Origin of the sequence: Bradyrhizobium diazoefficiens (genome assembly GCF_016616235.1) — a bacterium.
GTDB classification, from domain to species: domain Bacteria; phylum Pseudomonadota; class Alphaproteobacteria; order Rhizobiales; family Xanthobacteraceae; genus Bradyrhizobium; species Bradyrhizobium diazoefficiens_H.
In genome coordinates, this window is record NZ_CP067100.1 from 6,170,071 (window position 1) to 6,196,159 (window position 26,089).

General features: G+C 64.5%; 25 protein-coding genes. 7 read left to right on the forward strand and 18 right to left on the reverse strand.

The features are described from left to right. Positions 1–7: 7 nt before the first annotated feature. A complete protein-coding gene (locus tag JJB99_RS29370) occupies positions 8–1,084 on the reverse strand; it encodes an ABC transporter ATP-binding protein (RefSeq protein ID WP_200495722.1) in 1,077 nt (358 codons plus the stop codon). Continuing rightward, the gene (gene glpD / locus JJB99_RS29375) at positions 1,081–2,631 is read right to left on the reverse strand and encodes a glycerol-3-phosphate dehydrogenase (RefSeq protein ID WP_200495723.1); all 1,551 of its coding nucleotides are present in this window, start codon (positions 2,629–2,631) and stop codon (positions 1,081–1,083) included. Before glpD ends, JJB99_RS29370 begins: the two co-directional genes overlap by 4 nt. Before the next feature lie 241 nt (positions 2,632–2,872). On the opposite strand from glpD, the gene JJB99_RS29380 reads away from it, so the two are divergent. Continuing rightward, a complete protein-coding gene (locus tag JJB99_RS29380; protein WP_200495724.1) occupies positions 2,873–3,124 on the forward strand; it encodes a type II toxin-antitoxin system Phd/YefM family antitoxin in 252 nt (83 codons plus the stop codon). After that, on the forward strand, positions 3,124–3,540 hold the full coding sequence (locus JJB99_RS29385; protein ID WP_200495725.1) for a type II toxin-antitoxin system VapC family toxin: 417 nt from the start codon (positions 3,124–3,126) through the stop codon (positions 3,538–3,540). The genes JJB99_RS29380 and JJB99_RS29385 overlap by 1 nt, the downstream gene beginning before the upstream one ends. 4 nt (positions 3,541–3,544) lie before the next feature. Here the strand turns inward: JJB99_RS29385 and JJB99_RS29390 are convergent, their stop codons facing one another. Together JJB99_RS29390 and JJB99_RS29395 are read right to left on the reverse strand one after the other, a co-directional pair. After that, positions 3,545–4,390 carry a DeoR/GlpR family DNA-binding transcription regulator gene (locus JJB99_RS29390; RefSeq protein WP_200495726.1) on the reverse strand — a complete coding sequence of 282 codons (846 nt, stop codon included), beginning with the start codon at positions 4,388–4,390 and terminating at the stop codon, positions 3,545–3,547. 72 nt (positions 4,391–4,462) lie between these two features. Continuing rightward, positions 4,463–5,137 carry an HAD family hydrolase gene (locus JJB99_RS29395; protein WP_200495727.1) on the reverse strand — a complete coding sequence of 225 codons (675 nt, stop codon included), beginning with the start codon at positions 5,135–5,137 and terminating at the stop codon, positions 4,463–4,465. A gap of 154 nt (positions 5,138–5,291) precedes the next feature. Between JJB99_RS29395 and JJB99_RS29400 the strand changes: the two genes are divergently transcribed. Further along, positions 5,292–5,744 (forward strand): nuclear transport factor 2 family protein, encoded by a 453-nt coding sequence (locus JJB99_RS29400; RefSeq protein WP_200495728.1) that lies wholly within the window; start codon positions 5,292–5,294, stop codon positions 5,742–5,744. Between the two features lie 114 nt (positions 5,745–5,858). Here JJB99_RS29400 and JJB99_RS29405 read toward each other — a convergent pair whose 3' ends face one another. The 9 genes from JJB99_RS29405 to JJB99_RS29445 all read right to left on the reverse strand — a co-directional run bounded on the left by JJB99_RS29405 (position 5,859) and on the right by JJB99_RS29445 (position 18,462). Further along, positions 5,859–6,050, reverse strand: a complete 192-nt coding sequence (locus JJB99_RS29405) for a hypothetical protein (protein ID WP_200495729.1) — start codon at positions 6,048–6,050, stop codon at positions 5,859–5,861. Between the two features lie 221 nt (positions 6,051–6,271). After that, on the reverse strand, positions 6,272–6,682 hold the full coding sequence (locus tag JJB99_RS29410; protein WP_200495730.1) for an acyl-CoA thioesterase: 411 nt from the start codon (positions 6,680–6,682) through the stop codon (positions 6,272–6,274). A 7-nt stretch (positions 6,683–6,689) separates the two neighbouring features. Beyond that, positions 6,690–8,786, reverse strand: coding sequence for a 3-hydroxyacyl-CoA dehydrogenase NAD-binding domain-containing protein (locus JJB99_RS29415; protein WP_200495731.1), 2,097 nt, complete (start codon positions 8,784–8,786; stop codon positions 6,690–6,692). A gap of 2 nt (positions 8,787–8,788) precedes the next feature. Further along, on the reverse strand, positions 8,789–10,072 hold the full coding sequence (locus JJB99_RS29420) for an acetyl-CoA C-acetyltransferase (RefSeq protein WP_200495732.1): 1,284 nt from the start codon (positions 10,070–10,072) through the stop codon (positions 8,789–8,791). Continuing rightward, positions 10,072–12,339 (reverse strand): acyl-CoA dehydrogenase, encoded by a 2,268-nt coding sequence (locus JJB99_RS29425; RefSeq protein WP_200495733.1) that lies wholly within the window; start codon positions 12,337–12,339, stop codon positions 10,072–10,074. The genes JJB99_RS29420 and JJB99_RS29425 overlap by 1 nt, the downstream gene beginning before the upstream one ends. Positions 12,340–12,646: 307 nt before the next feature. Next, on the reverse strand, positions 12,647–13,270 hold the full coding sequence (locus JJB99_RS29430) for a flavin reductase family protein (protein ID WP_200495734.1): 624 nt from the start codon (positions 13,268–13,270) through the stop codon (positions 12,647–12,649). A gap of 143 nt (positions 13,271–13,413) precedes the next feature. Further along, positions 13,414–14,013 (reverse strand): TetR/AcrR family transcriptional regulator, encoded by a 600-nt coding sequence (locus tag JJB99_RS29435; protein ID WP_200495735.1) that lies wholly within the window; start codon positions 14,011–14,013, stop codon positions 13,414–13,416. 33 nt (positions 14,014–14,046) lie between these two features. Next, positions 14,047–17,184, reverse strand: coding sequence for an efflux RND transporter permease subunit (locus JJB99_RS29440; RefSeq protein ID WP_200495736.1), 3,138 nt, complete (start codon positions 17,182–17,184; stop codon positions 14,047–14,049). A gap of 171 nt (positions 17,185–17,355) precedes the next feature. Next, the gene (locus JJB99_RS29445) at positions 17,356–18,462 is read right to left on the reverse strand and encodes an efflux RND transporter periplasmic adaptor subunit (protein ID WP_200495737.1); all 1,107 of its coding nucleotides are present in this window, start codon (positions 18,460–18,462) and stop codon (positions 17,356–17,358) included. A 167-nt stretch (positions 18,463–18,629) separates the two neighbouring features. Between JJB99_RS29445 and JJB99_RS29450 the strand changes: the two genes are divergently transcribed. After that, entirely contained in the window at positions 18,630–18,857 is a 228-nt protein-coding gene (locus JJB99_RS29450) for an antitoxin MazE family protein (RefSeq protein WP_200495738.1), read from the forward strand. A 153-nt stretch (positions 18,858–19,010) separates the two neighbouring features. After that, positions 19,011–19,364: a type II toxin-antitoxin system PemK/MazF family toxin gene (locus JJB99_RS29455; protein ID WP_200500349.1), complete on the forward strand. Its 354-nt coding sequence runs from the start codon at positions 19,011–19,013 to the stop codon at positions 19,362–19,364. Between the two features lie 79 nt (positions 19,365–19,443). Here the strand turns inward: JJB99_RS29455 and JJB99_RS29460 are convergent, their stop codons facing one another. After that, entirely contained in the window at positions 19,444–20,775 is a 1,332-nt protein-coding gene (locus JJB99_RS29460; RefSeq protein ID WP_200495739.1) for an MFS transporter, read from the reverse strand. Between the two features lie 78 nt (positions 20,776–20,853). Between JJB99_RS29460 and JJB99_RS29465 the strand changes: the two genes are divergently transcribed. Further along, a complete protein-coding gene (locus tag JJB99_RS29465; protein ID WP_200495740.1) occupies positions 20,854–21,300 on the forward strand; it encodes a DUF2809 domain-containing protein in 447 nt (148 codons plus the stop codon). 90 nt (positions 21,301–21,390) lie between these two features. On the opposite strand, the gene JJB99_RS29470 is transcribed toward JJB99_RS29465, so the two are convergent. From JJB99_RS29470 to JJB99_RS29480, 3 genes are all read right to left on the reverse strand, one after another. Further along, on the reverse strand, positions 21,391–22,557 hold the full coding sequence (locus JJB99_RS29470; protein WP_200495741.1) for a winged helix-turn-helix domain-containing protein: 1,167 nt from the start codon (positions 22,555–22,557) through the stop codon (positions 21,391–21,393). 112 nt (positions 22,558–22,669) lie between these two features. Then, the gene (locus tag JJB99_RS29475; protein WP_200495742.1) at positions 22,670–22,924 is read right to left on the reverse strand and encodes a hypothetical protein; all 255 of its coding nucleotides are present in this window, start codon (positions 22,922–22,924) and stop codon (positions 22,670–22,672) included. 120 nt (positions 22,925–23,044) lie between these two features. Beyond that, on the reverse strand, positions 23,045–23,290 hold the full coding sequence (locus tag JJB99_RS29480; RefSeq protein WP_200500350.1) for a hypothetical protein: 246 nt from the start codon (positions 23,288–23,290) through the stop codon (positions 23,045–23,047). A gap of 343 nt (positions 23,291–23,633) precedes the next feature. Here JJB99_RS29480 and JJB99_RS29485 point away from each other — a divergent pair, with 343 nt between their 5' ends. Then, positions 23,634–24,275 carry an OmpA family protein gene (locus tag JJB99_RS29485; protein WP_200495743.1) on the forward strand — a complete coding sequence of 214 codons (642 nt, stop codon included), beginning with the start codon at positions 23,634–23,636 and terminating at the stop codon, positions 24,273–24,275. A gap of 53 nt (positions 24,276–24,328) precedes the next feature. Here JJB99_RS29485 and JJB99_RS29490 read toward each other — a convergent pair whose 3' ends face one another. After that, positions 24,329–25,615: a phospholipid carrier-dependent glycosyltransferase gene (locus tag JJB99_RS29490; protein ID WP_200500351.1), complete on the reverse strand. Its 1,287-nt coding sequence runs from the start codon at positions 25,613–25,615 to the stop codon at positions 24,329–24,331. Between the last annotated feature and the right edge of the window lie 474 nt (positions 25,616–26,089).

The following is a 26,089-nucleotide window of genomic DNA, read 5'->3' on the forward strand; positions in this document are numbered from 1 at the left end:
ATCTCCCCTATGAGCTCGGAGCGGCGACCAAGCGGTCGGCCGCGTCGAACACAAAGACATCGTTCGGATCGAGCACGGCATCGATGGTCTGGCCGGGTTCGAACTCATGCACGCCATGCAGCACCGCAACCCAGTTCAATCCGTCGCGGGTCAAATGCACAAAGCTCTCCGAACCGGTGATCTCGGTCACCGTGACCGTGGCGTGGAATGAATGGCGCTCGGCCTCGCCATTGGCAAGGGCGAGCTGGTGGGCGCGGAAGCCGACGCGATAGGCGCCGTCGGGCAGACCCGCATAGAGGCCCGAGGCTGTCGACGCCGTGCCGCCGGCGTAGGCGACCTGCCCGTTCTTCTTCTCGATGCCGACGAGGTTGAGCGGCGGATCGGAAAACACCTGCGCGACGCGCAAGGTCTGCGGGCGGCGATAGACGTTGGCGGTCTGGCCGATCTGGAGTGCCTGGCCCTCCCACATGCAGACCGTGTTGCCGCCGAGCAGCAGCGCCTCGGTCGGCTCGGTGGTGGCATAGACGAAGATCGCGCCAGAGGCCTCGAAGATGCGCGGCAGCTCGGCGCGCAGCTCCTCGCGCAGCTTGTAGTCAAGGTTGGCGAGCGGCTCGTCGAGCAGCACGAGATCGGCGCCCTTGACCAGCGCCCGCGCGATCGCGGTGCGCTGCTGCTGGCCGCCCGAGAGCTGGAGCGGCGTGCGCTTCAGGAACGGCTCGAGCCGCAGCAGCCTTGCGGCCTCCGCCACGCGCTTCTCGATCTCGGCGCGCGGCTTGCCCTGCACGCGCAGGGGCGAAGCGATGTTCTCGTACACCGAAAGCGAGGGGTAATTGATGAACTGCTGGTAGACCATCGCGACCGAACGCTGGCGCACGTCGGCGCCGGTGACATCCTTGCCGCCAACCAGCACCTTGCCTGATGTCGGCTTGTCGAGGCCGGCGAGCAGCCGCATGATCGAGGTCTTGCCCGACAGCGTCGGCCCGAGCAGCACGTTGAGCGTGCCGCTCTCGAGCGTCAGCGAGACGTCGCGGATGTGCGCGATACCGTCGACGGTCCGAGTCACGTGATCGAGTGTCACGCTCATGAACGTCCTCCTGCTTCCAGCAGAGGACTTTGCGGCACGGCATGGGCCCTGATCCAGTCATCAAGCGCCGCGATCTCGTCGGCACTTAGTCGCAGGCCGAGCTTGGAACGGCGCCAGACGATGTCCTCCGCGGTGACGGCCCATTCATTGGCCATGAGATAGCGGACCTCGCGCTGGGTCAGTGTCGCACCAAAAGCCTGGCCGAGATCGACCGCGGACTTCGCATCGCCCAGCAGCTTGATCGCCCGGGTGCCGTAGGCGCGCGCAAGGCGCCGCGCGTGCTCATGGCTGAGGAAGGGATAGCCGCGCTGGAGCTCGGCGATCAGGCCGTCTACATCGGACACGCCCATGTCGCCGCCGGGCAGCGGCCATTTGCCGGTCCAGCCCTCGCGCGCTTTCGCACTGCGAAGATACGGCGCGAGCCGTTCCAGCGCCTCCTCGGCGAGGCGGCGGTAGGTCGTGATCTTGCCGCCATAGATCGACAGCAGCGGCACGCCGCCGGGGGTGTCGAGCTCGAACACGTAGTCGCGGGTCGCGGCCTTGGCCTCGTTGGCGCCGTCGTCATAGAGCGGTCGTACACCGGAATAGGTCCAGACCACGTCCTCCGGACTCACGGGCTTGGCCAGATATTCGCTCGCGGCGGCGCAGAGATACTGGATCTCCTCAGGCGTCGCCTTCACCTTGGCAGGGTCGCCGTCATAATCGCGATCGGTGGTGCCGATCAGCGTGAAGTCGTCCTGGTAGGGAATCACGAAGATGATGCGGCCATCGGCATTCTGGAACATGTAGGCGCGGTCGTGATCATAGAGCTTTTTCACCACGATGTGCGAGCCCTGCACCAGGCGCACCTTGGCTTTGGCATTGACCCCGGCGCCGCGGCCGAGCACGTCCTCGACCCAGGGGCCGCCGGCATTGACCAGGGCCTTCGCCCGAATCGACGACCGCACGCCGGTCAACGTGTCGATCATGCTCACTGTCCAGATGCCATCGGACTGGCGGATCTCGGTGGCGCGGGTGCGGGTGCGGATCTCGGCGCCTTTGTCGGCGGCATCGCGCGCATTGAGCACGACGAGGCGGGCGTCATCGACGAAGCAGTCGGAATATTCGAAGGCGCGGGCGTAGCGATTCGGGATCAGCGGCTTGCCGACCTCATCGCGCCTGAGGTCGACCGACCGGGTCGCCGGCAGCAGGTGACGGCCACCGATGTGATCGTAGAGGAAGAGGCCGAGGCGGAGCAGCCAGGCCGGACGCAGGCCGGCATGGTGCGGCAAAACGAAACGCAATGGGCGGATGATGTGGGGCGCGATGCCCCAGAGGATCTCGCGCTCGATCAGCGCCTCACGGACCAGCCGGAACTCGTAATATTCGAGATAGCGCAGGCCGCCATGAACGAGCTTGGTCGACCAAGACGAGGTCCCGCTCGCCAGATCGTTCATTTCGCACAGGAAAACCGTGTTGCCGCGGCCCACCGCGTCGCGCGCGATGCCGCAGCCGTTAACACCGCCTCCAATGATGGCGAGGTCGAAAATACGCTCCAACAGACGCATCCCCCGGCGACCGCTCGTTCCCTCGAGCGGTGACTTTCGTTTTTGATTAGATCACACCAAAAAACGAAAGCAAGATGAAAGAGAGGCGAAGGGAAGTGAAAGAGGAACTTTTCAACACCCCGGCGGGGCGGCCGATTGGACGCATCCAAGCGCTAGTGATCGCTCAGGCTGGCGCTTGAATGTAGCAACATATCTACATATACGGTTACTCAACTGAGAGCCACAAACCGGGAGGCTGACGATGGTGACCACCCTCACGAGTCGAGAATTCAATCAGGACACCAGCGGCGCGAAAAAGGCGGCCTCGCAAGGGCCCGTCTTCATTACGGACCGCGGCCGCCCGGCCCATGTCCTGCTGACCATCGAGGACTATTTGCGTTTGACCGGCGGACATATGAGTCTCGCCGAAGCTCTGGCGCAGTCGGGCGCGGACTTTGATTTCGATCCGCCCCGCATGGCCGGCGGGATCTTCAAATCTGCCGACCTCGACTGATGTTTCTGCTGGACACCAACGTTATTTCCGAACTGAGGCGACCAGATAGAGCGGATCGCAATGTCGTCGCCTGGGCCAATGCAATTCCCGCGGCCAATTTTTTCATGTCCGTCATCTCGATACTCGAAGTCGAACTGGGCGCGCGCCTGATCGAGCGCAAGGACGCGGCGCGAGGTGCCGTCCTGCGCACATGGATCGACGGTCAAATTCTGGTTCGTTTCGAGGGACGGATCCTAGCCATCGACACGGCCGTGGCACAGCGCCGCGCGCAACTTCACGTCCCTAACCCGCGGGCCGAACGCGACGCGCTCATCGCAGCAACCGCGCTTGTTCACGGTTTGACGGTGGTTACGCGCAATGTGGGAGATTTCGAACCTACGGGCGTGCCGCTGCTCAACCCGTGGGACGGCGCTTAAGCCGCTACCGGAGCCGCACCACCGGAGTGGCCTCAGGCGCGGCGTCCTGCACATCGGCCTGGGCGTCCTCAATGTCCGCCCCCTTCGGCATCGCCTCGACCACCTCGATGCCCTTGCTGTGGCAGATGGTGGCGAGGCGCTCGGGGAGCTCCTGATCGGTGACGAAGGTCTGGATCTGGGTGATGTGGGCGATGCGCACCGGCGCGCTCCGGCGCAGCTTGGTGGAATCGGCGACCAGCATGACGCTGCGGGCGTTGGCGATGATGGCTTGGGCAACCTGCACCTCGCGATAGTCGAAGTCGAGCAGAGCGCCCTCCTCGTCGATTGCGGACGCCCCGATGATGGCGTAGTCGACCTTGAACTGGCCGATCAGCTGCGTCGCGGTCGAGCCGACCACGGCGCCGTCGGCGCGCCGCACCGTGCCGCCGGCCACCACCACCTCGATGCGGGGATGACGGTAGAGCAGCATGGCGACATTGAGATTGTTAGTAATGACGAGAAGGTCCTCGTGCGAAGTCAGCGCGCTCGCCACCTCCTCGGTGGTGGTGCCGATGTTGATGAACAGCGAGCAGCCGTTCGGGATCAGCGATGCGGCGGCAGCGCCGATCGCCTTCTTCTCGTCGGCGGCGACGAAGCGGCGCGCCTCGTAAGCCAGGTTCTCGACGCCGGAGGCGATGATGGCGCCGCCATGGATGCGGGTCAGCGATCTCCGCTCGCAGAGATCATTGAGGTCCTTGCGGATGGTCTGCGCCGAGACCTCGAACTTGCGCGCGAGCTCGTCGACCATGACGCGGCCCGAGGCGCGCGCGATGTTGAGGATTTCGGCTTGGCGATGGGTCAGTCCGGTCACAGCAATGGCCTCAAATCTGGATGCCGCATCGTGCGGCGGTTCGCGCGTCCGGTCAACGACGGACGATGCCCCTCACCACGACATCGCGGAAGCGAGACGCGCAAGCAGTTCCGGATCGTCGAAGGCGCTGGCGGAGGCGATCGCACCGGCGCCCACAAGGTCAGCGTGGCTGAGGCTGGTCCGGATGCCAATCGTCGGAATCCCGGCGGCGGTGGCGGACTGCACGCCCGAGCGGGAGTCCTCGAATGCGATCGACGCCGCCGCGCTGCCGCCGACGAAACGAAGGCCTTCCTGATAGGGCAGCGGATGCGGCTTGCCGTGCGGCAGTTCGTCGCCGATCACGAGCGCCTTGAAGCGGTGGGTGATGCCGAGGCCTGAGAGCAACAGCTCGGCGTTCAGACGCGGCGCGTTGGTCACGGCGACCATGGGAATGCCGGCGGCGTCCGCCCGGTCGAGCAACGCCATCAGGCCTGGCAGCGGTTCGATCTGCCCGGCGACGAGGGTGCGGAAGACTTCTTCCTTCTCGCCGAGGATCACCGCGCGCCGTTCCACGGTTTCGTCGGGCAGAAAGCGCTCGCCGATCGACGCGTTGCCGAAGCCTTGCAGCTCTTTCGAGAAGCGCGCGTGATCGAACACATGGCCGCGCGGCCCAAGCACCTGGTTGAAGGCCTTGAGATGCAGCGGATCGGTGTTGGCGAGCGTGCCGTCGATGTCGAACAGCAGCGACTTGCCGAGAGCTTCGATCATTTCCGTACTTTCCCAAATGCAGGACGCATCAATGCGGAAGACGTATCAATACAGCCTCAAACGCGCAATGACGCACGTGCATGACCACCACGCGACACTCGACAAAGCCGCGCGCGGCTGCAACACTCCATGCAAGACCAAAAAGGAGGAAACGATGACGATCAACCGACGCGATCTGGCTCTCTCGACTCTGGCTATCTCAGTGCTTGCGCTCGCGTCACCGGCGCTCGCCGCGTCGGCGGACGAGGAAGCCGTGGCGAAGAAGGTCGAGGCCTTCCGCCTCGCCCAGATTGCGGCCGACCCCAAGGCGCTCGGCGCGCTGTGCTGGGACGATCTCAGCTACAGCCATTCCAGCGGCAAGGTCGAGGACAAGGCGACCTTCATCGCCAACGCCACCGACGGCAAATCAAAGTTTCTCTCGATCGAATACAAGGACCCGACCATCAAGGTCGTTGGCCCCGCCGCGATCGTCCGCTTCCACTGGGTCGCGGAGCAGGAGATGGCGGCCGACGGGAAAAAAGTGCCGACCAACCTTCACATCCTGATGAACTGGCAGAAGCAAGGCGACGAGTGGAAGCTCTTGTCGCGCGCGGCGACGAAGTTGTGATCCACCGTCATTCCGGGACGCGAAGGCGCGGGCCCGGAATCCATTAGTCGGCAATGTCTGCAGCATGATAGATTCCGGGTTCGCGCTTCGCGCGTCCCGGAATGACAGTGTCAGTCAAGCCGCCTCCTTCACCTCGCCGTTCACCAGCTTGCGCGCAGCGCGTTCGGCTTCGCGGGCGTTGCGGAAGAGCTGGCCTTCGAGGCGATTGAATTGGTGGGATGAGGCGAAGAAGCAGTAGCCGCCCTGGCTGCGAACGACGATGCCCGCGGTTTCCGAGTTAACTTCGATAATGTAGCTGTCCGGCATGGCCCGTAGATTCCTCAGTGCGGGCAAATAACCGGGTCCCTGCCCGAAAGTTCCTCAGGCAAATCAGCCGGTTTCCACCCCGAATCGACGCGCTATTGAGTACGCCGGGACCTCATCCGTTTTATGACCCGTTCTTGGCAAAGCCGCGACGCGTTGACTCATGCGCGCCGCGTTTGATGGGCCGGACAGGTTCGTGAGATGCGACGCAAAACCGCGCGCGATTACGTCGCAATCGGCGCGTCGGTCGGGCGAACTTCCTGCGGGCGGCCATGCTCGTCGATCGAGACATAGGTAAAATTTCCATCGGTGACGAGGAACGGATGCTCCTCTCCGCGTCGCAGCGCCCATGCTTCGAGATGCACGGTCATCGAGGTGCGGCCGACCCGCACGAGATTGGCATAGACCGAGACGAGATCGCCAACATAGACGGCTTTGCGAAAATTCATCGCCTCGATCGCGACGGTCACAGTGCGCGACTTCGCCGTCTTGGACGCGAACACGCCGCCGCCGACGTCCATCTGGCTCAGCAGCCAGCCGCCGAAAATGTCGCCATTGGCGTTGGTGTCGGCCGGCATCGCCAGCGTGCGGATGCAGAGATCGCCGCGCGGCGCGGTATCGGACTTTTCGCTCATATGGCTCTCACTTGAAATTATCCCAGCCCGGATCGGGCGCAAAGCGTTCGCCGAATCGTTCGGCCAGCGCGCGCAGGCTGGATACAATGTTTTCAATACCGCGCGTGCGCGCATAATTCAGTGGACCGCCGCGGAACGGCGCATAACCGGTGCCGAAGATCATGGCGCCATCGACTGCATCGGGATCGTCGACGATGCCTTCCCGAAGCGCCGCAACGCAGACATTGGACATCGGCAGCACCAGGCGGTCGATCATCTGGTCGGTGACGCGCGGGCCGGTCTCGGGCAGCGCTGCCTTCTCCGCCTTGCCGTCCTTCCAAATGTAGAAGCCTTTGCCGGTCTTGCGGCCGAGCTCGCCCTTGGCGACCTTCTCGCGCAGCCAGGCCGGCGTCGGCGGCAGAAAATCGCCGAATTTGGTGCGCAGCATGTCACCGACATCGAGGCAGATGTCGAGGCCCACCTGATCGGCGAGTTCGATCGGCCCCATCGGCATGCCGAACTGTTCGGCCGCGGCGTCGATCAGGCGCTGGTCGGTCTTCTCGTCCAGCATCACCATCGCCTCCAGCATGTAGGGCGTCAGTGCGCGGTTGACGAGGAAGCCGGGCGAGCTCTTGACGCGTAGCGGCAGGCGATCGATCGCACCGATAAAGGCAAGGGCCGCTTGCAGCACTTGCGCATCGTTGCCGTCATGGCTGACGACCTCGACCAGTTGCAGCCGCGACACCGGGTTGAAGAAGTGCAGGCCAACCAGCCGCTCGGGCCGCGCCAGCGTGGTGCGCAAATCCTGAAGCGGAATGCTGGATGTGTTGGTCGCCAGGATCGCACCCGGCTTCATCCTGGGCTCGAGGCCGGCATAGACCTTCTGCTTCAGCTCGAGCTTTTCCGGCACCGCCTCGATGATGAGATCGGCGTTGCGGACGCCCTCCCCGTCCATGTCTGGGATCAGGCGATCGAGCGCGTCGCGCACCTCGGTCGGCTTGCGGATGATCTTACCGTAGAGCTCCGCGGCCCGCTTCACCGCACCCGCGATCGGCTCCGCCTTCATGTCGGCGAGCGAGACGCGCAGCCCCTGCCCGGCTACCCAAGCCGCGATGTCGCCGCCCATGGCGCCGGCGCCGATAACGTGGACGTGCTTGATCGCGTTGCCGCCGCCGGCAGCCTTCTTCATCTGCTCGCGCAGGAAGAACACGCGGATCAGATTCTGCGCCGTCGGGGTCACCATCAACTTGGCGAACGACGCCTGCTCAGCCTTGAGCATCGCGGCCTTGCTGCCGCCATGAGTCTCCCAGAGATCGATCAGCGCGTAAGGCGCGGGGTAGTGCTCGCGGGACGCGGCCTTCGCCGCCTCTGCGCGCATGCGCTTTGCGAGCAGCCCGCGCACGAGCGAGAGGTTGGCCCCGCGCGTGAGAAATCCTGGACGAGCTCGCTTCAACCGGCCGAACAGTGCATCCTTCACGGCGCCGCGGACGTGGCGCTCCTGGGTCACGGTGTCGACGAGGCCGAGCGACTTGGCGCGGCGCGCATCGATGGTGCGGCCGGTCAGCATCAGCGCCATCGACTGGGTCGGGTTGACCAGCGCGGTGAAACGCGCGGTGCCACCGAGGCCGGGATGCAGGCCCAGCATCACCTCGGGGAAGCCGAAGCGCGCGCCGTCGATCGCGATGCGCGACTGACAGGCCAGCGCGACCTCCAGCCCGCCGCCGAGACAGAAGCCGTGGATCACCGCGACGGTCGGCAGCCTCAACGCTTCCAGATGATCGACCACGGCATGCGCGGCGCGGATGCGCGTCTCCACCATCCCGGGATCGCTGGCGCCGCGGAATTCGTTGACGTCGGCGCCCGCGATGAAGCCGGACGGCTTTGCCGAGCGGATCACGAGACCGGCCGGCCGCTCGGTCTCGATCGCCGCGAGTACCGCGTCGAACTCCTCCATCACGTCCGAGGAGAGCGTATTGGCGCTGGCGTCGGCGCCGTCGAACAGCAGCCAGGCGACGCCATCGGCATCGCGCGTCAGCCTGAAGTGCTTGTACGGACCGCCGGGCGCGGCCTGCGGCCCGAGCGTCAGCACCCGGTCGCCGAGCGCGGTCATGATCTTCGAGTCCATGGTCATACCGCCTCGATCAGCATGGCGCCGCCGAGCCCGCCGCCGATGCATTCGGTGGCGACGCCACGCCGCGTGCCAAGCCGTTTCATCGCGTTGACGAGATGCAGCACGATGCGGTTGCCGGAGGTGCCAACGGGATGACCGAGCGAGATGGCGCCGCCGTCGACGTTGAGCCTGTCACGGTCGATCTCGCCGGCCGCGCCGTCGAGCTTCAGGATCTCGCGGCAGAATTTGTCGTCATTCCACGCGGCGAGGCAGCCGAGCACTTGCGTGGCAAAAGCCTCGTTCAGCTCCCAGGTTTCGACGTCCTTGATGGTGAGGCCGTTGCGCTGAAGCAGCGGCGTTGCCGACATCACCGGGCCGAGCCCCATGATGCTGGGATCGAGGGCGGCCCAATGGCTGTCGACGATTGCGGCCTTCGGCGTCAGCCTGTGCTTTGCCACCGCTGCGTCGGAGGCAAGGATCACCCAGGACGCTCCATCGGTGATCTGCGAGGAATTGCCGGCGGTGACCTGGCCCCAGGGGCGCTCGAACGCCGGCCGGAGCTTTGCGAGCGTCTCGGCCGTCGAGTCCGGCCGCACGCCGTCGTCATGGTCGAAGAACTTGCCGTCGCGAGAGAACGCGGTCTCGACCTCGCCCTTTAGAAAGCCCTCGGCTTGCGCATGAGCCAGCCGGCGATGGCTCTCGGCGGCATAGGCATCGGATTGTGCGCGCGTAATGCCAAAGAGATGGCCGACGACCTCCGCGGTCTGGCCCATGTTCAATTCGGTGACGGGATCGGTCAGCCCGCGCTCGAGGCCAATGATCGGCTTGAGATCGCGCGGCCGCAGCCTGAACGCCGCCGCGAGCTTGGCGGCCAAGCCCTTGGCGGTGGCAAGCCCGGCGAACCAGCGCACGCCGGAATTGGGCCAGACCAGCGGCGCGTGGCTGAGCGCCTCGGTGCCGCCGGCCAGGATCATGTCGGCATGGCCTTCGCGGATGTAGCGATAGGCGGTGTCGATCGACTGCATGCCCGAGCCGCAATTGATCTGCACGGTGAAGGCGACCATGTCCTCGCCCATGCCGAGGCGGAGGGCTGCGACGCGCGCCGGGTTCATCTCGCCGGCGATGACGTTGACACAGCCGAGGATGACCTGGTCGAAATCATCCGGTGAAAACGGCTGGCGGGCCAAGAGCGGCCGGCCGCATTGCACGGCGAGATCGACCGGCGTGAACGGCCCCGGCCCCGAACGCGCCTTCAGAAACGGCGTCCGGCTGCCGTCGACGATGAAAACCGGTCGTGCCATCAGCTCGCCGCCCTCTGCTCACCGAGTTCCTGGAAGAACTGATGCACGTCGCCGGTTTTCTTGTAAATCGGCGACAGCGCCTCCGGCGCAAAATCGTCGACCTCGATCACTTCAGTGACCGCTTTATGAGCGACGGAAAGCTGCTCGCCTTCGGCCTGCGTGATCACGCCCTTCGCGACGGCCTCCTTGGTGTCGCGGAGGTGCGCCGCGCGCATGCGCCTGGCGATCGCATCTGTGCTCGCCACCAGCTCGAACGCGCGCTCCAGCCGGGCGAAGCCGCCATCGTCATCGACATGGGCGAGATCCGGCGTCAGGCGATCGCGCGCGGCCGAGGGCTCAAGCACAATGCCAGCGCATTGGTGCACGACGCGATCGGAGGGCCCGAGCACGCGCGCGCCGAAAGGCTGCACCACGAGCTTGAGGATCACGGCAATGAAGCGGTTCGGCAGATTGGCGAGAATCTCGGCCAGCCGGTTCTCGATCGTTCGGAAGCCCGTCGCCATGCACCATTCCAGCGCGGCAAAGTCTTCCTTCTGCCGGCCCTCGTCCTGCCAGCGTTTTAGCGCGGCAGAGAGCAAGTAGAGCTCGGAGAGAATGTCGCCGAAGCGCGCCGACAGCATCTCCTTGCGCTTGAGCGCGCCGCCAAGCGTGAGCAGCGCCATGTCGGCGCAGAGCGCAAACGCCGCGGAATAGCGCGAGAGCTGGCGATAGAACGGCGTGGCATCGCCCGCGTCAGGCGCAAGTGCGAAGGCGCCGAAGGTCCAGCTGCGGCCGAACGCGCGCAACAGTGTCCGGAAGCTGTGGCCGACGTGCTTCCAGAACGCCTTGTCGAACGCGGTGAGTCCGCGCTCGCGGTCGGTATCGGCCAGCGCATTCATCTCGTTGAGCAGATAAGGATGCGCGCGGATCGCGCCCTGCCCGAACACGATGAGATTGCGGGTGAGGATGTTGGCGCCCTCGACCGTGATGCCGACCGGCGCGGCGCGGTGGAGATTGCCGAGATAATTTTGCGGACCATCGATCACGGCCTTGCCGCCGTGGATGTCCATCGCGTCATCAATGGCGGTGCGCATGCGCTCGGTCGCGTGCAGCTTCATGATGCCGGAGATGACGGCGGGATGGACGCCGGCATTAAGCGCCGCGCAGGTCAGCCGCCGCGCAGCATCGAGCTGATAGGCGGTGGCGACGATGCGCGCGAGCGGCTCCTCGACGCCCTCGAACTTGGAGATGGAGATGCCGAACTGCTCGCGGATGCGGGCATAGGCGCCGGTGGTGCGCGCAGCGTAGGCCGCGCCGGCCGCCGAGAGCGACGGCAGCGAGATGCCGCGGCCGGCGGCGAGCGCCGTCATCAGCATCTTCCAGCCCTGCCCGAGCCGGGCCTCGCCGCCAATGACATAGTCGAGCGGGATGAAGACGTCGCGGCCCCGGTTCGGGCCGTTCTGGAACACCTGCATCGACGGCAGATGCCGCTGGCCGATCTCGACGCCGGGCAGGTTGGTCGGGATCAGCGCCACCGTGATGCCGAGCTCTTCCCGATCGCCGACCAGATGATCGGGATCATAGGCTTTGAAGGCGAGACCCAGCAGCGTCGCGACCGGGCCGAGCGTGATGTAGCGCTTGTGCCAGTTGAGGCGGAGGCCCAGGACCTCACGGCCCTCGAATTCGCCCTTGCAGATGATTCCGGTGTCGACCATCGAGGCGGCATCGGAGCCCGCTTCCGGACTGGTGAGACCGAAGCAGGGAATGTCGCGGCCGTCGGCGAGCCGCGGCAGCCAGCGCTGCTGCTGCTCTCTGGTGCCGAAGCGCATCAAGAGCTCACCCGGTCCGAGCGAATTCGGCACCATCACGGTGACGGCGGCGGCGATCGAGCGGGTCGAGATCTTGCGCACGACTTCCGAATGCGCATAGGGCGAGAAGCCGAGGCCGCCAAACTCCTTCGGAATGATCATGCCGAAGAACTTCTCGCGCTTGACGAAGTGCCAGACGTCCGGCGGCAGGTCACGCCATTCCCAAAAGATTTTCCATTCGTCGAGCATGGCGCAGAGCTCATTGACGGGGCCGTTGAGGAAGGCCTGCTCCTCATCGGTGAGCTTCGCCTGCGGGAGCTTCAGCAGCTTGGACCAATCAGGGTTGCCGGTGAAGAGATCGGCGTCCCACCAGACGTCACCGGCCTCCAGCGCTTCGCGCTCGGTGTCGGACATCGCCGGCAGCACGCCGCGGGCCCAGGAGAAAATCGGCTTTGTGATATTGTCGCGGCGGAAGCTCATGGCGGACCCTCATGCATCGGCGCGGTTGCAGGGCATTTTAGCGGAAAGTGGCGGGCGTGAGCGAACATCTCGCCGGCAAAAAGACGCGAATCGACGCGGCCGGGCGGCCGCCCCGGGGACCATAACGGTCGGGGCGCGGTGGCAGTTCCGGGAGGGAGAATGGGGCTGAGTGTCTCCCCACGTCATTCCGGGGCACGCGAAGCGTGAGCCCGGAATCCATCGCGCGGCAGCGTTGGTCGATGAATGGATTCCGGGCTCGCGCCTGACGGCGCGCCCCGGAATAACGTGCGGAGAGAGTGCGGCCGGCCTAATCCGGCCGGACCATCTCGAACATGTTTTCGGGCCTGATCTCGAAATAGTCGCCGCGGCGGCCGGCACGGACGATCGGGCGGGCGGCGGCGGTCTGGTAGACGCCGTCCTTGATCATGGCCTTGTCGATGTGGACGGCGACGACCTCGCCCAGCGTCAGCCAGGCGTCGGCCTCCTTGCCGTCGGCGCCCTTGAGGCGGACGATGTCGGACACCTTGCACTCGAAGGCGACAGGGCTCTCGGCGACGCGTGGCACGTTGACGAGCTTGCCGGGCACGGCGGTGAGCCCGGCGATCTCGAACTCGTCGACCTCGGGGGCGACATGCGCCGCGGTCGCGTTCATCTGCCTGGCGAGATCCATGGTGGCGAGATTCCAGACGAACTCGCCGCTCTGCTGGATGTTCTTGACCGAGTCCTTCCAGTTCGTGGAGGAGAAGCCGATGATCGGCGGGGTGTAGCAGAAGGCGTTGAAGAAGCTGTAGGGCGCGAGATTGACGTGGCCCCTGGTGTCGCGCGAGGAGATCCAGCCGATCGGCCGCGGTGCGATGATGGCGTTGAAGGGATCGTGCTTGAGGCCGTGGCCCTTGGCGGGCTCGTAGAAATGCAGATCTTTGTCGGTCACGCGCGGGGTCTTTCCTGATCCTGGTAGCCCGGATGGAGCGCAGCGAAATCCGGGACCGCAAGCACAACGCTGAACCCTCCCGGATTGCGCTTCGCTCCATCCGGACTACGTCAGCCTGCTTATAGGAGAAATCCCCCGTCCCGTCAGTGGCGCGGCGACAGACCCGCGATGACGAAATCGATCATCTGGTCGATGGTCGGGCCCGGCTTGGTGGCGCACTGGGCGATCATCTGGGGATGGAAGAAGCGCATCATGGCGGTGCAGGCGCACAGCGCGGCCAGTTGCAGGTCGCCCGCCTCGAACTCGCCGGAGGCGACACCTTGCGCGATCATCTGGCCGATCATGCCGGCGATACATTCCATGTGGGTGACACAGACGTCCCAGTCCTCCTGCATCGCGATCTCGACCATCTCGTGCAGCTTGTTGTCGCCGACATAGCGCTCGGTGTTCATGCGATGGATGGTGGTCAGCAGTTCGCGGAAACGCGGCAGCACCGGACCGGGCCGCGCCACGATCCGCTGCGCCTCGAGCTCGACCTCGCCCATCAGCGAACGGGCCACCGCCTGGTGAATCGCCTTCTTCGATTCGAAGAAGCGATAGACGTTGGCGGGGCTCATCCTGAGCTCCTTGGCGATGTCGCCGACCGTGGTCTTCTGATAGCCGATCTGGCGGAACAGCCGCTCGGCCACCTCGAGGATACGATCCCGGGTGTCGCCTTCGATATGTTCCGAAACAAGGGCCATCAGTCAGGACTCGTTGGTCAGTACTCTTCTCACTTATTCAGCCGCTTCAGCAAGCGGAATTGCTGGACGGTCATCGCTGCCATGCTGCGGCGCGGCAGGTTGCTCGGGGGTGCCCGCCTCATCCAGGCTCTTCCTGAACCACAGGGCGTAGAGGCCCGGCAGGTACAAAAGCGTCAGGAAGGTCGCGACGAACAGGCCGCCCATGATGGTGATCGCCATCGGGCCCCAGAAGGCCGAGCGCGACAGCGGGATCATGGCGAGGATGGCGGCGAGCGCCGTCAGCACCACCGGACGGGCGCGGCGGACAGTCGCCTCCACGATCGCCTCCCGCCGCGCCAGGCCGTGCGAGACATCGGTCTCGATCTGGTCGACAAGGATGACCGTGTTGCGCATGATCATGCCGGCGAGCGCGATCAGGCCGAGCAGCGCCACGAAGCCGAACGGGGCGTCGGCGACGTTGAGGCCGAGCGAGGCGCCGACGATGCCGAGCGGCGCGGTCAGGAACACCAGGATCAGGCGCGAGAAGCTCTGAAGCTGGAACATGAGCAGCGTCAACATCACCATGACCATCAGCGGGAAGAGGATGAAGATCGAGGCGTTGCCCTTGGCGGATTCCTCGAACGCGCCACCCGGCTCGATGCGGTAGGCCGGCTCGAGATTGTCCTTGATCGCCTTCAGCTTCGGCGTGATCTGGTTGGTGACGTCGGGCGCCTGCACGCCGTCGACGACGTCGGAGCGCACGGTGATCGCCATGTCGCGGTTGCGCCGCCACATGATCGGCTCCTCGTGCGAGTACTCGATCCTGGCGATCTGCTGCAGCGGCACCGCCACGCCATTACGCGAGGTGATGGTGAGATCGCCGACGCCGCCGAGGTCGAGACGTTCGGACGGAATCGCGCGGGCGACTACGCCGACCTTCTCGATGCCGTCGCGCACGGTCGTGACCTGGGAGCCCGAGATCAGCATCGCGAGCGCCTGCGACACGTCCTGCGGGGTCAGGCCCATGGCGCGGGCGCGATCCTGGTCGACAACGAGCTTGAGGTAAGGCGACTGCTCGTTCCAGTCGAGCTGGACGTCCTTGACGCTCTTGTTCTGCCGCATGACGTCGCGGACCTGGTAGGCGATCTCACGCACCTTGTTGGCGTCGGGGCCGATCACGCGGAACTGCACGGGGAAGCCGACCGGCGGACCGAAGTTGAAGCGGTCGACGCGGACGCGTGCTTCCGTCAGCATGCCGTCGGCGACCGCGCCCTCGATCTTGGCCTTGACGCGCTCGCGCGCCTCGACGCCCTTGGCGACGATGACGATCTCGGCAAAGGCCTCGTTCGGCAGTTGCGGGTTGAGACCGAGCCAGAAGCGCGGCGAGCCCTGGCCGACATAGGCGGTATAGGTCTCGATGTCCTTGTCGTCCTTCAGCAGCGTCTCGGCCTGCTTCACGGCCTTCTCGGTGACGTTGAAGGCGGTGCCCTCAGGCAGGCGCAGCTGGAGGAACAGCTCGGGCCGCTCCGACAGCGGGAAGAACTGCTGCTGGACATGGCCGAAGCCGACGATCGCGGCGACGAAGACGCCGACGGTCGCGGCCACCACGGTGATGCGGTGATCGACGCACCATTGCACGATGGCGCGCAAGGTCCGGTACATGCGGGTCTCGTACACGGCGTGCGGATCGTGGTTGGCGTGCACCTTGATGTTGGGCAGCAGCATGACGCCGATATAGGGCGTGAAGATCACCGCCACGAACCAGGAGGCGACCAGCGCGATCGCCACGATCCAGAAGATGCTGCCGGCATATTCGCCGACCGCCGAATTGGCAAAGCCGATGGGGAGGAAGCCAGCGGCCGTGACCAGGGTTCCCGTGAGCATCGGAAACGCGGTGGATTCCCAGGCAAACGACGCCGCGCGCATGCGGTCCCAGCCCTGCTCCATCTTCACCACCATCATCTCGACCGCGATGATGGCATCATCCACCAGAAGGCCGAGGGCGATGATCAGCGCGCCGAGCGTGATGCGGTGCAGGTCCAGCGACATCGTGTTCATGACAATGAAGACGATGCCAAGCACCAGCGGCACCGACATGGCGACCACGATGCCGGTCCGCCAGCCGAGCGCCAGGAACGAGACGAACAGCACGATGACCAGCGCTTCCATGAAGGAATGCACGAACTCGCCGACGGCGTGCTCGACCACCTTGGGCTGGTCGGCGATCAGCTTGACGTCGATGCCCTGCGGCACCGCCTTCATGAACTCGGCGGTCGCCTTCTCGACCTCCTTGCCGAGGTCGAGGATGTTGGCGCCCTTGGCGGTGACGACGCCGATGCCGATCGCCGGTTTGCCTTCCTGGCGCACGACGAAGCTCGGCGGATCGACATAGCCGTGGGTAACGGTGGCGATGTCGCCGAGGCGGAACACGCGGCCATTGCTCTCGACCGGCGTCTCGGCCACGGCCTTGGCGCCGTCGAGCGCGCCGGTGACGCGCAGCGGCACGCGCTGCGAGGAGGTCTCGACCGTGCCGGCCGGGGTCACGTTGTTCTGCTTGGCGAGCGAATCGAACAGCGCCTGCGGCGTGATGCCGAGGGTCGCGAGCTTGGCGTGGCTGAATTCGACGAAGATGCGCTCATCCTGGTTGCCGTAGACGTCGACCTTGGTGACGCCGGGCACCTTGAGGAGGCGCTGACGAAAGCCTTCCGAGACCTTCTTGAGCTGGGCGTAGTCGGCGCCGTCACCAGTCATCATGTAGAGGATGGAATCGACGTCGGAGAACTCGTCGTTGACGACAGGGCCGAGAATCCCTGCGGGCAGCTGGCCCTGCACGTCCGCGAGCTTCTTGCGCAAGAGATAGAAGAGATACGGCACGTCCTTCGGCGGCGTGGAGTCGCGGAAGGTGACCTGGAGCGCGGTGAAGCCGGGCTTGGAATAGGTCTGCACCTTCTCGAAGTAAGGCAGCTCCTGGATCTTCTTCTCGATGGGATCGGCGACCTGGCTCTGCATCTCCTGCGCGGTCGCGCCCGGCCACATCACGGAGACGTTGACCACCTTCACCGTGAAGAACGGATCCTCGGCGCGGCCGAGCTTCTGATAGGAGAAGAAGCCGGCGACGCCGAGCACGAGCATCAGGAAGAGAACCAGCGTCGGATGGCTGACGGCCCAGGCCGAAAGGTTGAAGCGCTTCATCGCTCTCTCCGAAAGACGATCCAGTTGCAAAAACGACAGCCGCCCTGTTCAAACCGTCGTCGCGAGGCAGCGAAGCAATCCAGGGGGCTGGGCAGGTTCTGGATCGCTTCGCCGCTTCAGCCCCAGCATTTGCGCTTGGACCGAAACTCGCCTTCGACGAAGTGGTAGGCCTCAGAAACTCAGTGACGAGACGACCCGCACCCGCTGGCCCGGATCGAGCTTCTGCACGCCGAGCGCGACGATCTTGGCGCCTTCCGGCACACCGCCGGTGATCACGACGTCGTTGCTCTCGTAGGACTTCACCGTGACCGGCTGCAGCGTGATCGCGCCGTTGTCGTCGACGACGTAGAAGGACGGCTTGCCGCCTTCGTTGAACAGCGCCGACAGCGGCAGCCGCGCGACGCGTTCGGTGGCAGCGTCTGACAGCGTCAGCGTCGCGGTCATGCCGAGCGCGACCTTGTCATCGGCTTCGGGCAGCGAGAACTTTGCGAGATAGGTGCGCGTCGCCGGATCGGCCGCCGGCGCGATCTCGCGCAGCTTGGCTGTGTACTTCCTGCCCGGCTCGGACCAAAGGGTGACACTGGCGACGCCCGACTTGGCACGTCCGACCAGCGTCTCAGGGATCGCGACGACCGCTTCCTTCTCGGCAAAGCGGGCGACGCGGATCGAAGCCTGGCCCGCGGCAACCACCTGGCCGGGCTCGATCAGCGTTGCAGTGACGACGCCACGGGCGTCGGCGTTGAGCGTCGCGTAGGAAAGGGAATTCTTGGTCAGCTCGACCGAGCGCTCAGCCCGGTTGAGGCGCGCGCGAGCTTCGTCTGCGGCGGCGCGGCTCGAATCCATCTGGGCATCGGTGGTCCAGCCCTTGGCTTTCAGATCCTTGGCGCGCCGCTCGGCGGCGGCGGCCTGGGCCAGCACGCCGGTCGCGGCCGTCAGTTCGGCGACGGCCTGCTCGGCCTGCAGCTTCAGATCGACCTCGTCGAGGGTGGCGAGCGGCTGGCCGATTTCGACGGTCTGGCCGACCTCGACCAGACGCTTGGCAACCTTGCCGGCGACGCGGAAGCCGAGATCGCTCTCGATCCGGGGCCTGATGGTCCCGACGAAGCTGCGCTCAGGCGTCTCAGCGTCGTAATGAGCGGTTGCAACCAGTACCGGCCGCGGCGGCTCGGCCTTTTCGGCGACGGTGTCATTGCACCCGGCCAGGGCGGCGGCCATCAAGGCCAGCGATATGCCCGCCAAGAGCCTGGAATAGCTGGATAAAACCGACCGGACGAACATCGGAGGACACTCCTGCATCTCAATGAGAGGAATGTCGACTAATCACTGATAAAAGTCAATAATCGTCAGTTATCAGGAAAGCGTGATCACTACGGGGCGGTAAGGTCCCCGGGTGGCGAGCAGCCTCTCGTCATGGTAGGTTACATGTAACCGAAATGAGAGATCCCATGCCCTCTTCCAGGCCAAAGTCGTCAAGAGTGAAGGTGCGCGCGCATCGCGAGCGCCTCCGCGCGCAAGGACTTCGTCCGATTCAGATATGGGTACCCGATGTCCGCTCGGCCTCATTCAAGTCAGAGGCACATCGACAGTCGCTGGCCGTCGCGACGAGTCCACATGCGTCCGAGGATCAGGCCTTCATTGATGCGATCTCCGATTGGCCTGACGAGACAGAATAATCTGTGAATAGACCCACGGCATACAGTCCACGGACCTCAGGCGGGAACACTTTCTCACCCGCTTCAGCACAGGCTAACGTCGTTTAAGACCCGTCCGAGAGTAAGACGGATTCCCAGCAGTGGAGCAGGCCTAGGATGGCTGTTCATCAACGGATGGAACGCGGCGAAATCTGGACTGTAGCTGGCGGAAAGGACTACGCGGGAAAGCCGCGGCCGGCTGTAATCGTGCAGGACGACAATTTTGACGCAACGGAGTCGATCACCGTTTGCCCATTAACGACTGACAAAATTGAGGCGCCTCTCTTCCGATTGCAGATTGAGCCAAACGAACGTAACGGATTGCGGGCGCAATCAACGCTGATGGTCGACAAGATTACCACCGTGGCGAAAGCCAAGATGGGAACGGTGGTCGGGCGGCTCGACGATGAAGATATCTTGCGCCTCAATCGCGCAATGTTGGTCTTTCTGGGACTGGCTGGCTCGCAAAGAACCGCCGAAGAGGAATAGCGATTCGCACACGACCGCGAACTCGGTCGATCCCGGGATGGCCCAGAAGACTAGTCCCGGAAAGACAGGATCCGCGGCCTCACCGCCCCTGTTCGGCGAACTCGTGCTTGCTGTCGTGGCCGCCGGCGAAGACCAGGATGCCGGCAATCAGCGGCAGCACGGCGAGCACGAGCAGGCCGGTCGAGGTCTGGCCGGTCGCTTCCTTGACCCAGCCGATCAGATACGGCCCGCCGAAGCCGGCGAGATTGCCGATCGAGTTGATCAGCGCGATGGCGCCGGCCGCCGCGGTGCCGGAGAGCCATGCCGTCGGCAGCGTCCAGAACACGCCGAAGCAGCAGAACACGCCGACCGCGGCGACTGTCAGCACCACCATCGTCATGGTGGGATCGGTGAGATAGGAGGAGATTCCGAGCGCGAGCGCGGTGAGCAGCAGCGGCGCGCCGACATGCATCACGCGCTCGCGCGTCGCATCGGAATGCCGCGCCCACAGGATCATCGCGATGGTGCCGAACAGATACGGGATCGCGGTGACGAAGCCGGTCTGCGCGTTGGTGAGGCCGAACGCCTTGACGATCTGCGGCAACCAGAATTGCATGCCATAGAGCGCGCCGACGAAGCCGAAATAGATCAGACTGAGCGCGATCACCTTCGGCGAGGACAGGGCTTTACCGAGCGAGGGATGCTTCACCGCCTGCTTGATTGCGATTTCCGCATCGAGCTTCGCCTTCAGCCAGGCCTTCTGCTCGGCCGAGAGCCAGTCCGCCTTCTCCGGTCTGTCGGTCAGGTAGAACCAGGTGACGACGCCGAGCAGCACCGAGGGGATGCCCTCGATGATGAACAGCCATTGCCAGCCCTTCAGGCCCATCACGCCGTCGAGCCCAAGCAGCAGGCCCGAGACCGGCGCGCCGATCACGGTCGAGACCGGGACGGCAATGGCGAAGGCCGCGAGGAAGCGGGCGCGGTATTCGGCCGGATACCAATAGGTGAGATAGAGGATGATGCCGGGGAAGAAGCCGGCTTCGGCGACGCCGAGCAGGAAACGCAGCACATAGAAGCTGGTGACGCCGCTGACCATCGCCATCAGCGCCGAGATGATGCCCCAGGTCACCATGATACGGGCGATCCAGCGGCTGGCGCCGAACTTCTCAAGCGCCAGATTGCTCGGCACCTCGAAGATGAAATAGCCGATGAAGAAGATGCCGGCGCCCCAGGAGAAGATCAGTGGGGTGAACTTCAGCTCCGCATTCATGGTCAGCGCGGCGAAGCCGAGATTGACGCGGTCGAGATAGGAGAAGAAGTAGGCCAGCACCAGGAACGGAATCAGGCGCCAGGAGATGGCGCGGATGGTCGAGGTCTCGACTTCGCTCTTGGCTATGCCGGCGGAACTGGCGTAGGTGGTGGTCTGGCTCATGGCTTCCCCCGGGTTGTTGCTTTTATGGGCTAGTGAGCGGTTTTCAGCATCGCGGCAGAAGAGTCAATGGAGCAAGCAATGCACGCAGCGCAGCCGGATCAACCTGTTGCGCTGCTGCGGACATCGCTGACCCGCGCCGCCCTGGCGCTGGTCGTGATCGGCTGCGGACTCTCCTTGCGCTGGTATGGCTTTCCGCTCGGCCTGTCCGCCTTTGTCGTGAAGTATGGCGGCTCACTGCTCTGGGCGACGATGGTGTTTCTGCTGGCCGGGGTGTTGCTGCCGCGCCTGTCGCGGGCGCAACTCGCGACCATCGCGGCGGTGATCGCCGTTGTCGTCGAATTCTCCCGGCTGGTGCACACGCCATGGCTTGATGCATTCCGGCTGACCACGGCCGGTGCGCTGCTGCTCGGGCGCATCTTCTCGCTGTGGAATCTCGTCGCTTATGCGGTCGGGATTGCGTTCGGCGTCTGGATCGATCAACTCGCAGCGATGCGCGGTCTCGTAGGATGGGCAAAGACGCCCTAGCACCGTGCCCACCATTTCTCTTCACAAGCGGCAATGGTGGGCACGCTCCGCTTTGCCCACCTAAGAGACCGGAATTTTGGCGAGCAGCCCTCACTCTGCGAGCTGAAACCGCTCGAATCGATCGAGCTCGTCCTCGATCACCCTCTTCAGCTCCTTGCGCCCCGCCACCTTCTTGCCATGCCCGACCCAGGTCCATTTCTGCATCAACAGCTTCTTGGCCTGCCGGTCGGTCTTGAGATCGAGCGCGGCGACGATCTCGTCGCCGACCAGCACCGGCAGCGCGAAATAGCCGAGCTTGCGCTTGGCCTTCGGCACATAGGCTTCGAACAGGTGATTGTAGCCGAAGATGAGATTGGTGCGCTTGCGCTGGATGATCAGCGGATCGAACGGCGAGAGGATGTGGACGAGATCGGACGACACCTCCTCACCGCCGGCTTCCAGCGCCGCGGGCGCCGCCCAATGCTCCTGCTTGCCTGCGCCCTCGATCGCGACGGGCACGAGCTCGCCGCGGCGAACGCGGGAGGCGATCAGGCCGGCGACCGCCTTCTTGCGCGGCGCATCGAGATGGCAGACCGAATCCAGGCTAACCACGCCTTGCGAGCGCAGTGCGCGTTCGAGCAGATAGGCGGTGATCTCCCTGGCCGAAGCCGGCTTCGGCAGTCTGTCCCAGCCGAAATGGCGCGTCATCAGATCATAGGTCTTGAGCATGCCCGCCCGCGCGCTGACGGTCGCAATACCGGTGTAGAAGGCGAGCTGCAAGGCCCGCTTCGACGGCTTGCGGCTTTGCCAGAGATGCTCCTTCTCGGTGAGCACGTCATCCTCGATGTCGCGGATCGTCAACGGGCCGGCGCGCAGCAGCCGCATCACCTTGCGCATGTCGGCCGGCTTCACCGAGGCATACCATTTGTGCCCTTCGCGCTTGTGCTCGCGCATCGCCGGCAGGAAGAAGCGGAAGTCGGCGGACGGCACATAGGAGAGCGCGTGGGTCCAGTATTCGAACACGCTTCTATCGACGCTTTGGGCCTGGCGCAGATCGACGCGGCGGTAGGACGGGATACGGCTGAACAGGATGTGATGGTGGCTGCGTTCGATGACGTTGATGGTGTCGATCTGCACATAGCCGAGATGGGCGACCGCGTCCGCCACTGCCTGCGCGCCCTCGCCGAACGGCGCACGCTCGTCCAGCCGCTGGGCATGCAGCCAGATCTGCCGGGCCTGTGTCGTGGTGAGCGGGAGCGGTTTGGGCGCGCGTGACATTGCAGGCAGCAATGTAGCGGGATTCGCGCCAAGCGAAAGAACGGAGCGCTCAAAGAAAACGCCGCGCTGCCAATTGCTGACAGCGCGGCCGGATGGTTCGCGGCTTGCGGCCTTACTTCGATGACATCGCCTTCTGCGACTTCATGTAGTGCATGCACGCGCTCTTCATCTTGCCATTGCTCATGTCCGTGTTGGCCATGGCCATTTCCTTGTTCGCCGCCATCTTGGCCGGCGTGTCGGCGGTGCCGCCCATCATGGCGGCGGTCTTCATCATGTTGTCCTTGGTGCACGCCATCATCGCGGCGGAGGCGGGGGACAGCGAAACAGCGAACGCGACAAAGGCTGCGGCCGTAAGCAAGGTCTTCATCGAAAAGTCTCCTCGAGCAAAACGAAACCGGCGTCATGCCGGCCTTCGCAATTACGCATTTTCTCGCGGAGACGTTTCGCGGAGAAGACAATTTATTGCTGCGGTGCAATGGCGGAGGGCTCAGCGGCCGTTCTTCGGCATCCCCGACCGCTCGCCCAGGCTGCCTGTGGCGACATCAGGCTCGCAGGATGCCCTGCCCCGGCCCTCCGCCTGGCAGCGATAGACATTGCCGGTGAGCCGGTCGACCAGCCACATGTTCTCGTCGGTCGGCGCTTCGAGGCCAATATAGCGGGAGGTCAGTCCGGTGATCAGGGTCGACAGCAGGATCGCCACCGCGATCATCGCCGCGCCGACATAGATCGGCATCGAGTTCACAGACACAGTCCGATCCGGCGGGCCACTGCGATAGACGTCACGCTGATAGTCACTTGGCCTCGGCACAGACGGAACTCGGCTCCCTTCACATGTGAATGGCGGTCGAAGGTCTGCTAGGCGCGCATCTCGCCGATTTCTGGGCCGCGACCGGGCCATGCAGCGACGCCTTTGCGACCATCGATGTCCGCAGGTTTCCGCAAGGCCTGCACCGGAACCGGTGGCGGCCGCGGCGAGCACGCCCCGCCACCGTGACCAGGATCACATCGGGGCCTTTGAACCTGTCCTATGCTCGCAGCATCAAATCGCTATCAGGCGTCATACCGAGGACACGACAATGACCCGTTTTGATAAATTCTTTGGACTGAAGGCGATTACGCTTTCCGCCGCGCTGTCGCTGACGGCGGGCTTGGCCTTCGCCGGCGACACCAACGTCTCGGCCAGCCAGATCCTGGATGCGCTGAAGCCGAAGCCGGCGACCCGCGGCCTCTCCGCTGGTCCGCCGGCCGATCCGACCGCGCAGGCCAAGGAAGCGACCTTCCTGAACACCGTGCGCAACCGCTCGACTCGGTCGCTCTCGATGGGCGAGCGCGAGCAGATCGCCGAGCTAGCTGCGACCAAGCCGAAGATCGATCTGGAGATCCAGTTCGACTACAATTCGGCCGACATCGCCAGGACCTCGGTGCCGTCGGTGCAGGCGCTCGGCAAGGCCCTGTCCGACCCGGCGCTGAAGGGCTCGACCTTCGTGGTCGCGGGCCATACCGACGCGATCGGCGGCGAAGAGTACAATCAGGGACTCTCCGAACGCCGCGCCGACACCATCAAGAAATATCTGGTGCAGAACTACGGCCTCAACGGTACCGATCTCGTCACCGTCGGCTACGGCAAGACCAAGCTGAAGGACGCCGCTAACGGCGCCGACCCGATCAACCGCCGCGTCCAGGTCGTGAACATGGACACCAAGACTGCGTCGAAATAACCGCCGCGATCCATCAGCCGCCTGCCGCATCGCCGGCAGGCGGCTCTCTGTTGTCAGATCCAGCTCTGGAACAGCATCAGCCGGTTGAAATTCTGCATGGTCGTGCCGATGAAGGCCGCCGAGATCGGCAGCATCGCCGCAAATCCGGTGGCGGCAACTCCGACATAAGCCCACAGCAGCCAGCGCGGCAGCCCTTCTCGCCCCAGCACATAGACCAGCGCGAGCGAGGCCACAGTCGCAGCCGGCAGGTAGTAGTAGATGAAGCCGAGCGTTCGCGGCAGCAGCGCCCAGGCAAGCCACGAGCCGAAAAAGAACGCTGCGATCAGGAACGCATCCCAGCGGCGCGCAACGACGAAGTCGCGCAGCGCGATTGCGAGCGCGACCAGCGCCGGCCACAGCACCAGGGGATTGCCGAGGAAGACAACCGCGGCGACATTATTCTCTGACGTCTTGTCGAACAGGAACCACACCGGGCGCGCCAGCAGCGGCCAGGACGGCCAGGCGCTCATATAAGTGTGCCCGGCGATCGCCGTCGTCGTGTTGTCGGCAAAAATCCGGCGCTGCGCCTCAACCAGATCCGACAGCGAGAAGCCGTAGAGCGGAACGAACGCGACCAGATAGGTCAGCGCCGGCAAGGCTGCGAAGCAGAGTGCGGCGTGCTGCACGCGGAAATTGGGCCAGAGATCGGGCCGATACCAATCGTCGGGCTTGGCGTCAGCAAACAGCGTGCGCCAGCCCTGCATCAGGCGGATCACCGCGACGATGACGATGCAGATTCCGAGCGGAAACAGCCCGCTCCATTTGCAGGCCGCAGCGAGGCCGAACAAAGCGCCCGCGAGCGCGAACAGCGCATGCGGGCGCTCTCTGCGGAAGCCGTGCATGAAGGCGGCGATCGCGAGCAGACCAAGGCCGAGCGCAAAAATGTCGAGCATCGCGATGCGGGCCTGCACATACAGCATCTGGTTGAACGCCGCGATCAGCGCGGCGGCAGTCGCGGGCGCTTGCGCCGCGAACAGTGCAAGGCCGCACAGATAGATCGCAACGATTGCAAGCGCGCCGAACAACGTCGCCGGATAGCGCCAGCCAAACGCGTTGTCGCCGAACGCTGCGATCGACGAAGCGATCAGCTCCTTGGCCAGCGGCGGATGCATGGGGTTGAGCAGCGGCTCCGAGATCACGGGCGCCAGCATCTGCCGCGCAGCCGGCACATAATGCACCTCGTCGAAGACGAATTTCTCCGGCGTGGTCAAGCCGATCAACAAGGCCAGATGCGCGATCAGGAAAATTGCGACAGCAATGACTGCGCTCCGCGACAGCTTCGGAACCGCAGATAATTCGATCGGCTGTTGTGAGGGTGTTTTGCGTGGCAAATTGGCTTCACCGCAGGAAATGAGAGACGGCCCTTTTCATTGAACGCATTCTGCCGCAACTGTCACTAAGCATAACGCACGTCCCGCGCCGCTTGTGATAAATTCGTCACGTCAGAAGCGTGCGCGATCCGGTACGATCAGGGACACATCGATCGATTGCGAAATGAATTTGCGTGTCTGGTTTTTCCCCGCACTGCTGACGGTGGATCGTGGACCTCTTCGCCAACGGCACGCTGGGCCCGCAGCCGGTCGGCAATACGATCCATGGCGGCTGGGGTTGAGGATTAATTACTGAAGCGGGCTCGCGTGCAGCGGCAAACTCCGCCGTCATGCCCCGGCTTGACCGGGCATCCAGTACGCCGCGGCGGCCGTTGTAAGAGCGAGCTATCCGACAAAGGCCTCTGGAATACTGGATCGCCCCATCAAGCAGGCGATGACACCGAG

Bases quoted from the DNA above. Each gene is read 5' to 3' on its own strand.
- JJB99_RS29370 (WP_200495722.1), bottom strand. From the start codon at position 1,084: ATGAGCGTGACACTCGATCACGTGACTCGGACCGTCGACGGTATCGCG.
- glpD (WP_200495723.1), bottom strand. From the start codon at position 2,631: ATGCGTCTGTTGGAGCGTATTTTCGACCTCGCCATCATTGGAGGCGGT.
- JJB99_RS29380 (WP_200495724.1), top strand. From the start codon at position 2,873: ATGGTGACCACCCTCACGAGTCGAGAATTCAATCAGGACACCAGCGGC.
- JJB99_RS29385 (WP_200495725.1), top strand. From the start codon at position 3,124: ATGTTTCTGCTGGACACCAACGTTATTTCCGAACTGAGGCGACCAGAT.
- JJB99_RS29395 (WP_200495727.1), bottom strand. From the start codon at position 5,137: ATGATCGAAGCTCTCGGCAAGTCGCTGCTGTTCGACATCGACGGCACG.
- JJB99_RS29400 (WP_200495728.1), top strand. From the start codon at position 5,292: ATGACGATCAACCGACGCGATCTGGCTCTCTCGACTCTGGCTATCTCA.
- JJB99_RS29405 (WP_200495729.1), bottom strand. From the start codon at position 6,050: ATGCCGGACAGCTACATTATCGAAGTTAACTCGGAAACCGCGGGCATC.
- JJB99_RS29410 (WP_200495730.1), bottom strand. From the start codon at position 6,682: ATGAGCGAAAAGTCCGATACCGCGCCGCGCGGCGATCTCTGCATCCGC.
- JJB99_RS29415 (WP_200495731.1), bottom strand. From the start codon at position 8,786: ATGGACTCGAAGATCATGACCGCGCTCGGCGACCGGGTGCTGACGCTC.
- JJB99_RS29420 (WP_200495732.1), bottom strand. From the start codon at position 10,072: ATGGCACGACCGGTTTTCATCGTCGACGGCAGCCGGACGCCGTTTCTG.
- JJB99_RS29425 (WP_200495733.1), bottom strand. From the start codon at position 12,339: ATGAGCTTCCGCCGCGACAATATCACAAAGCCGATTTTCTCCTGGGCC.
- JJB99_RS29435 (WP_200495735.1), bottom strand. From the start codon at position 14,013: ATGGCCCTTGTTTCGGAACATATCGAAGGCGACACCCGGGATCGTATC.
- JJB99_RS29440 (WP_200495736.1), bottom strand. From the start codon at position 17,184: ATGAAGCGCTTCAACCTTTCGGCCTGGGCCGTCAGCCATCCGACGCTG.
- JJB99_RS29445 (WP_200495737.1), bottom strand. From the start codon at position 18,462: ATGTTCGTCCGGTCGGTTTTATCCAGCTATTCCAGGCTCTTGGCGGGC.
- JJB99_RS29450 (WP_200495738.1), top strand. From the start codon at position 18,630: ATGCCCTCTTCCAGGCCAAAGTCGTCAAGAGTGAAGGTGCGCGCGCAT.
- JJB99_RS29455 (WP_200500349.1), top strand. From the start codon at position 19,011: ATGGAACGCGGCGAAATCTGGACTGTAGCTGGCGGAAAGGACTACGCG.
- JJB99_RS29460 (WP_200495739.1), bottom strand. From the start codon at position 20,775: ATGAGCCAGACCACCACCTACGCCAGTTCCGCCGGCATAGCCAAGAGC.
- JJB99_RS29465 (WP_200495740.1), top strand. From the start codon at position 20,854: ATGCACGCAGCGCAGCCGGATCAACCTGTTGCGCTGCTGCGGACATCG.
- JJB99_RS29470 (WP_200495741.1), bottom strand. From the start codon at position 22,557: ATGTCACGCGCGCCCAAACCGCTCCCGCTCACCACGACACAGGCCCGG.
- JJB99_RS29475 (WP_200495742.1), bottom strand. From the start codon at position 22,924: ATGAAGACCTTGCTTACGGCCGCAGCCTTTGTCGCGTTCGCTGTTTCG.
- JJB99_RS29480 (WP_200500350.1), bottom strand. From the start codon at position 23,290: ATGCCGATCTATGTCGGCGCGGCGATGATCGCGGTGGCGATCCTGCTG.
- JJB99_RS29485 (WP_200495743.1), top strand. From the start codon at position 23,634: ATGACCCGTTTTGATAAATTCTTTGGACTGAAGGCGATTACGCTTTCC.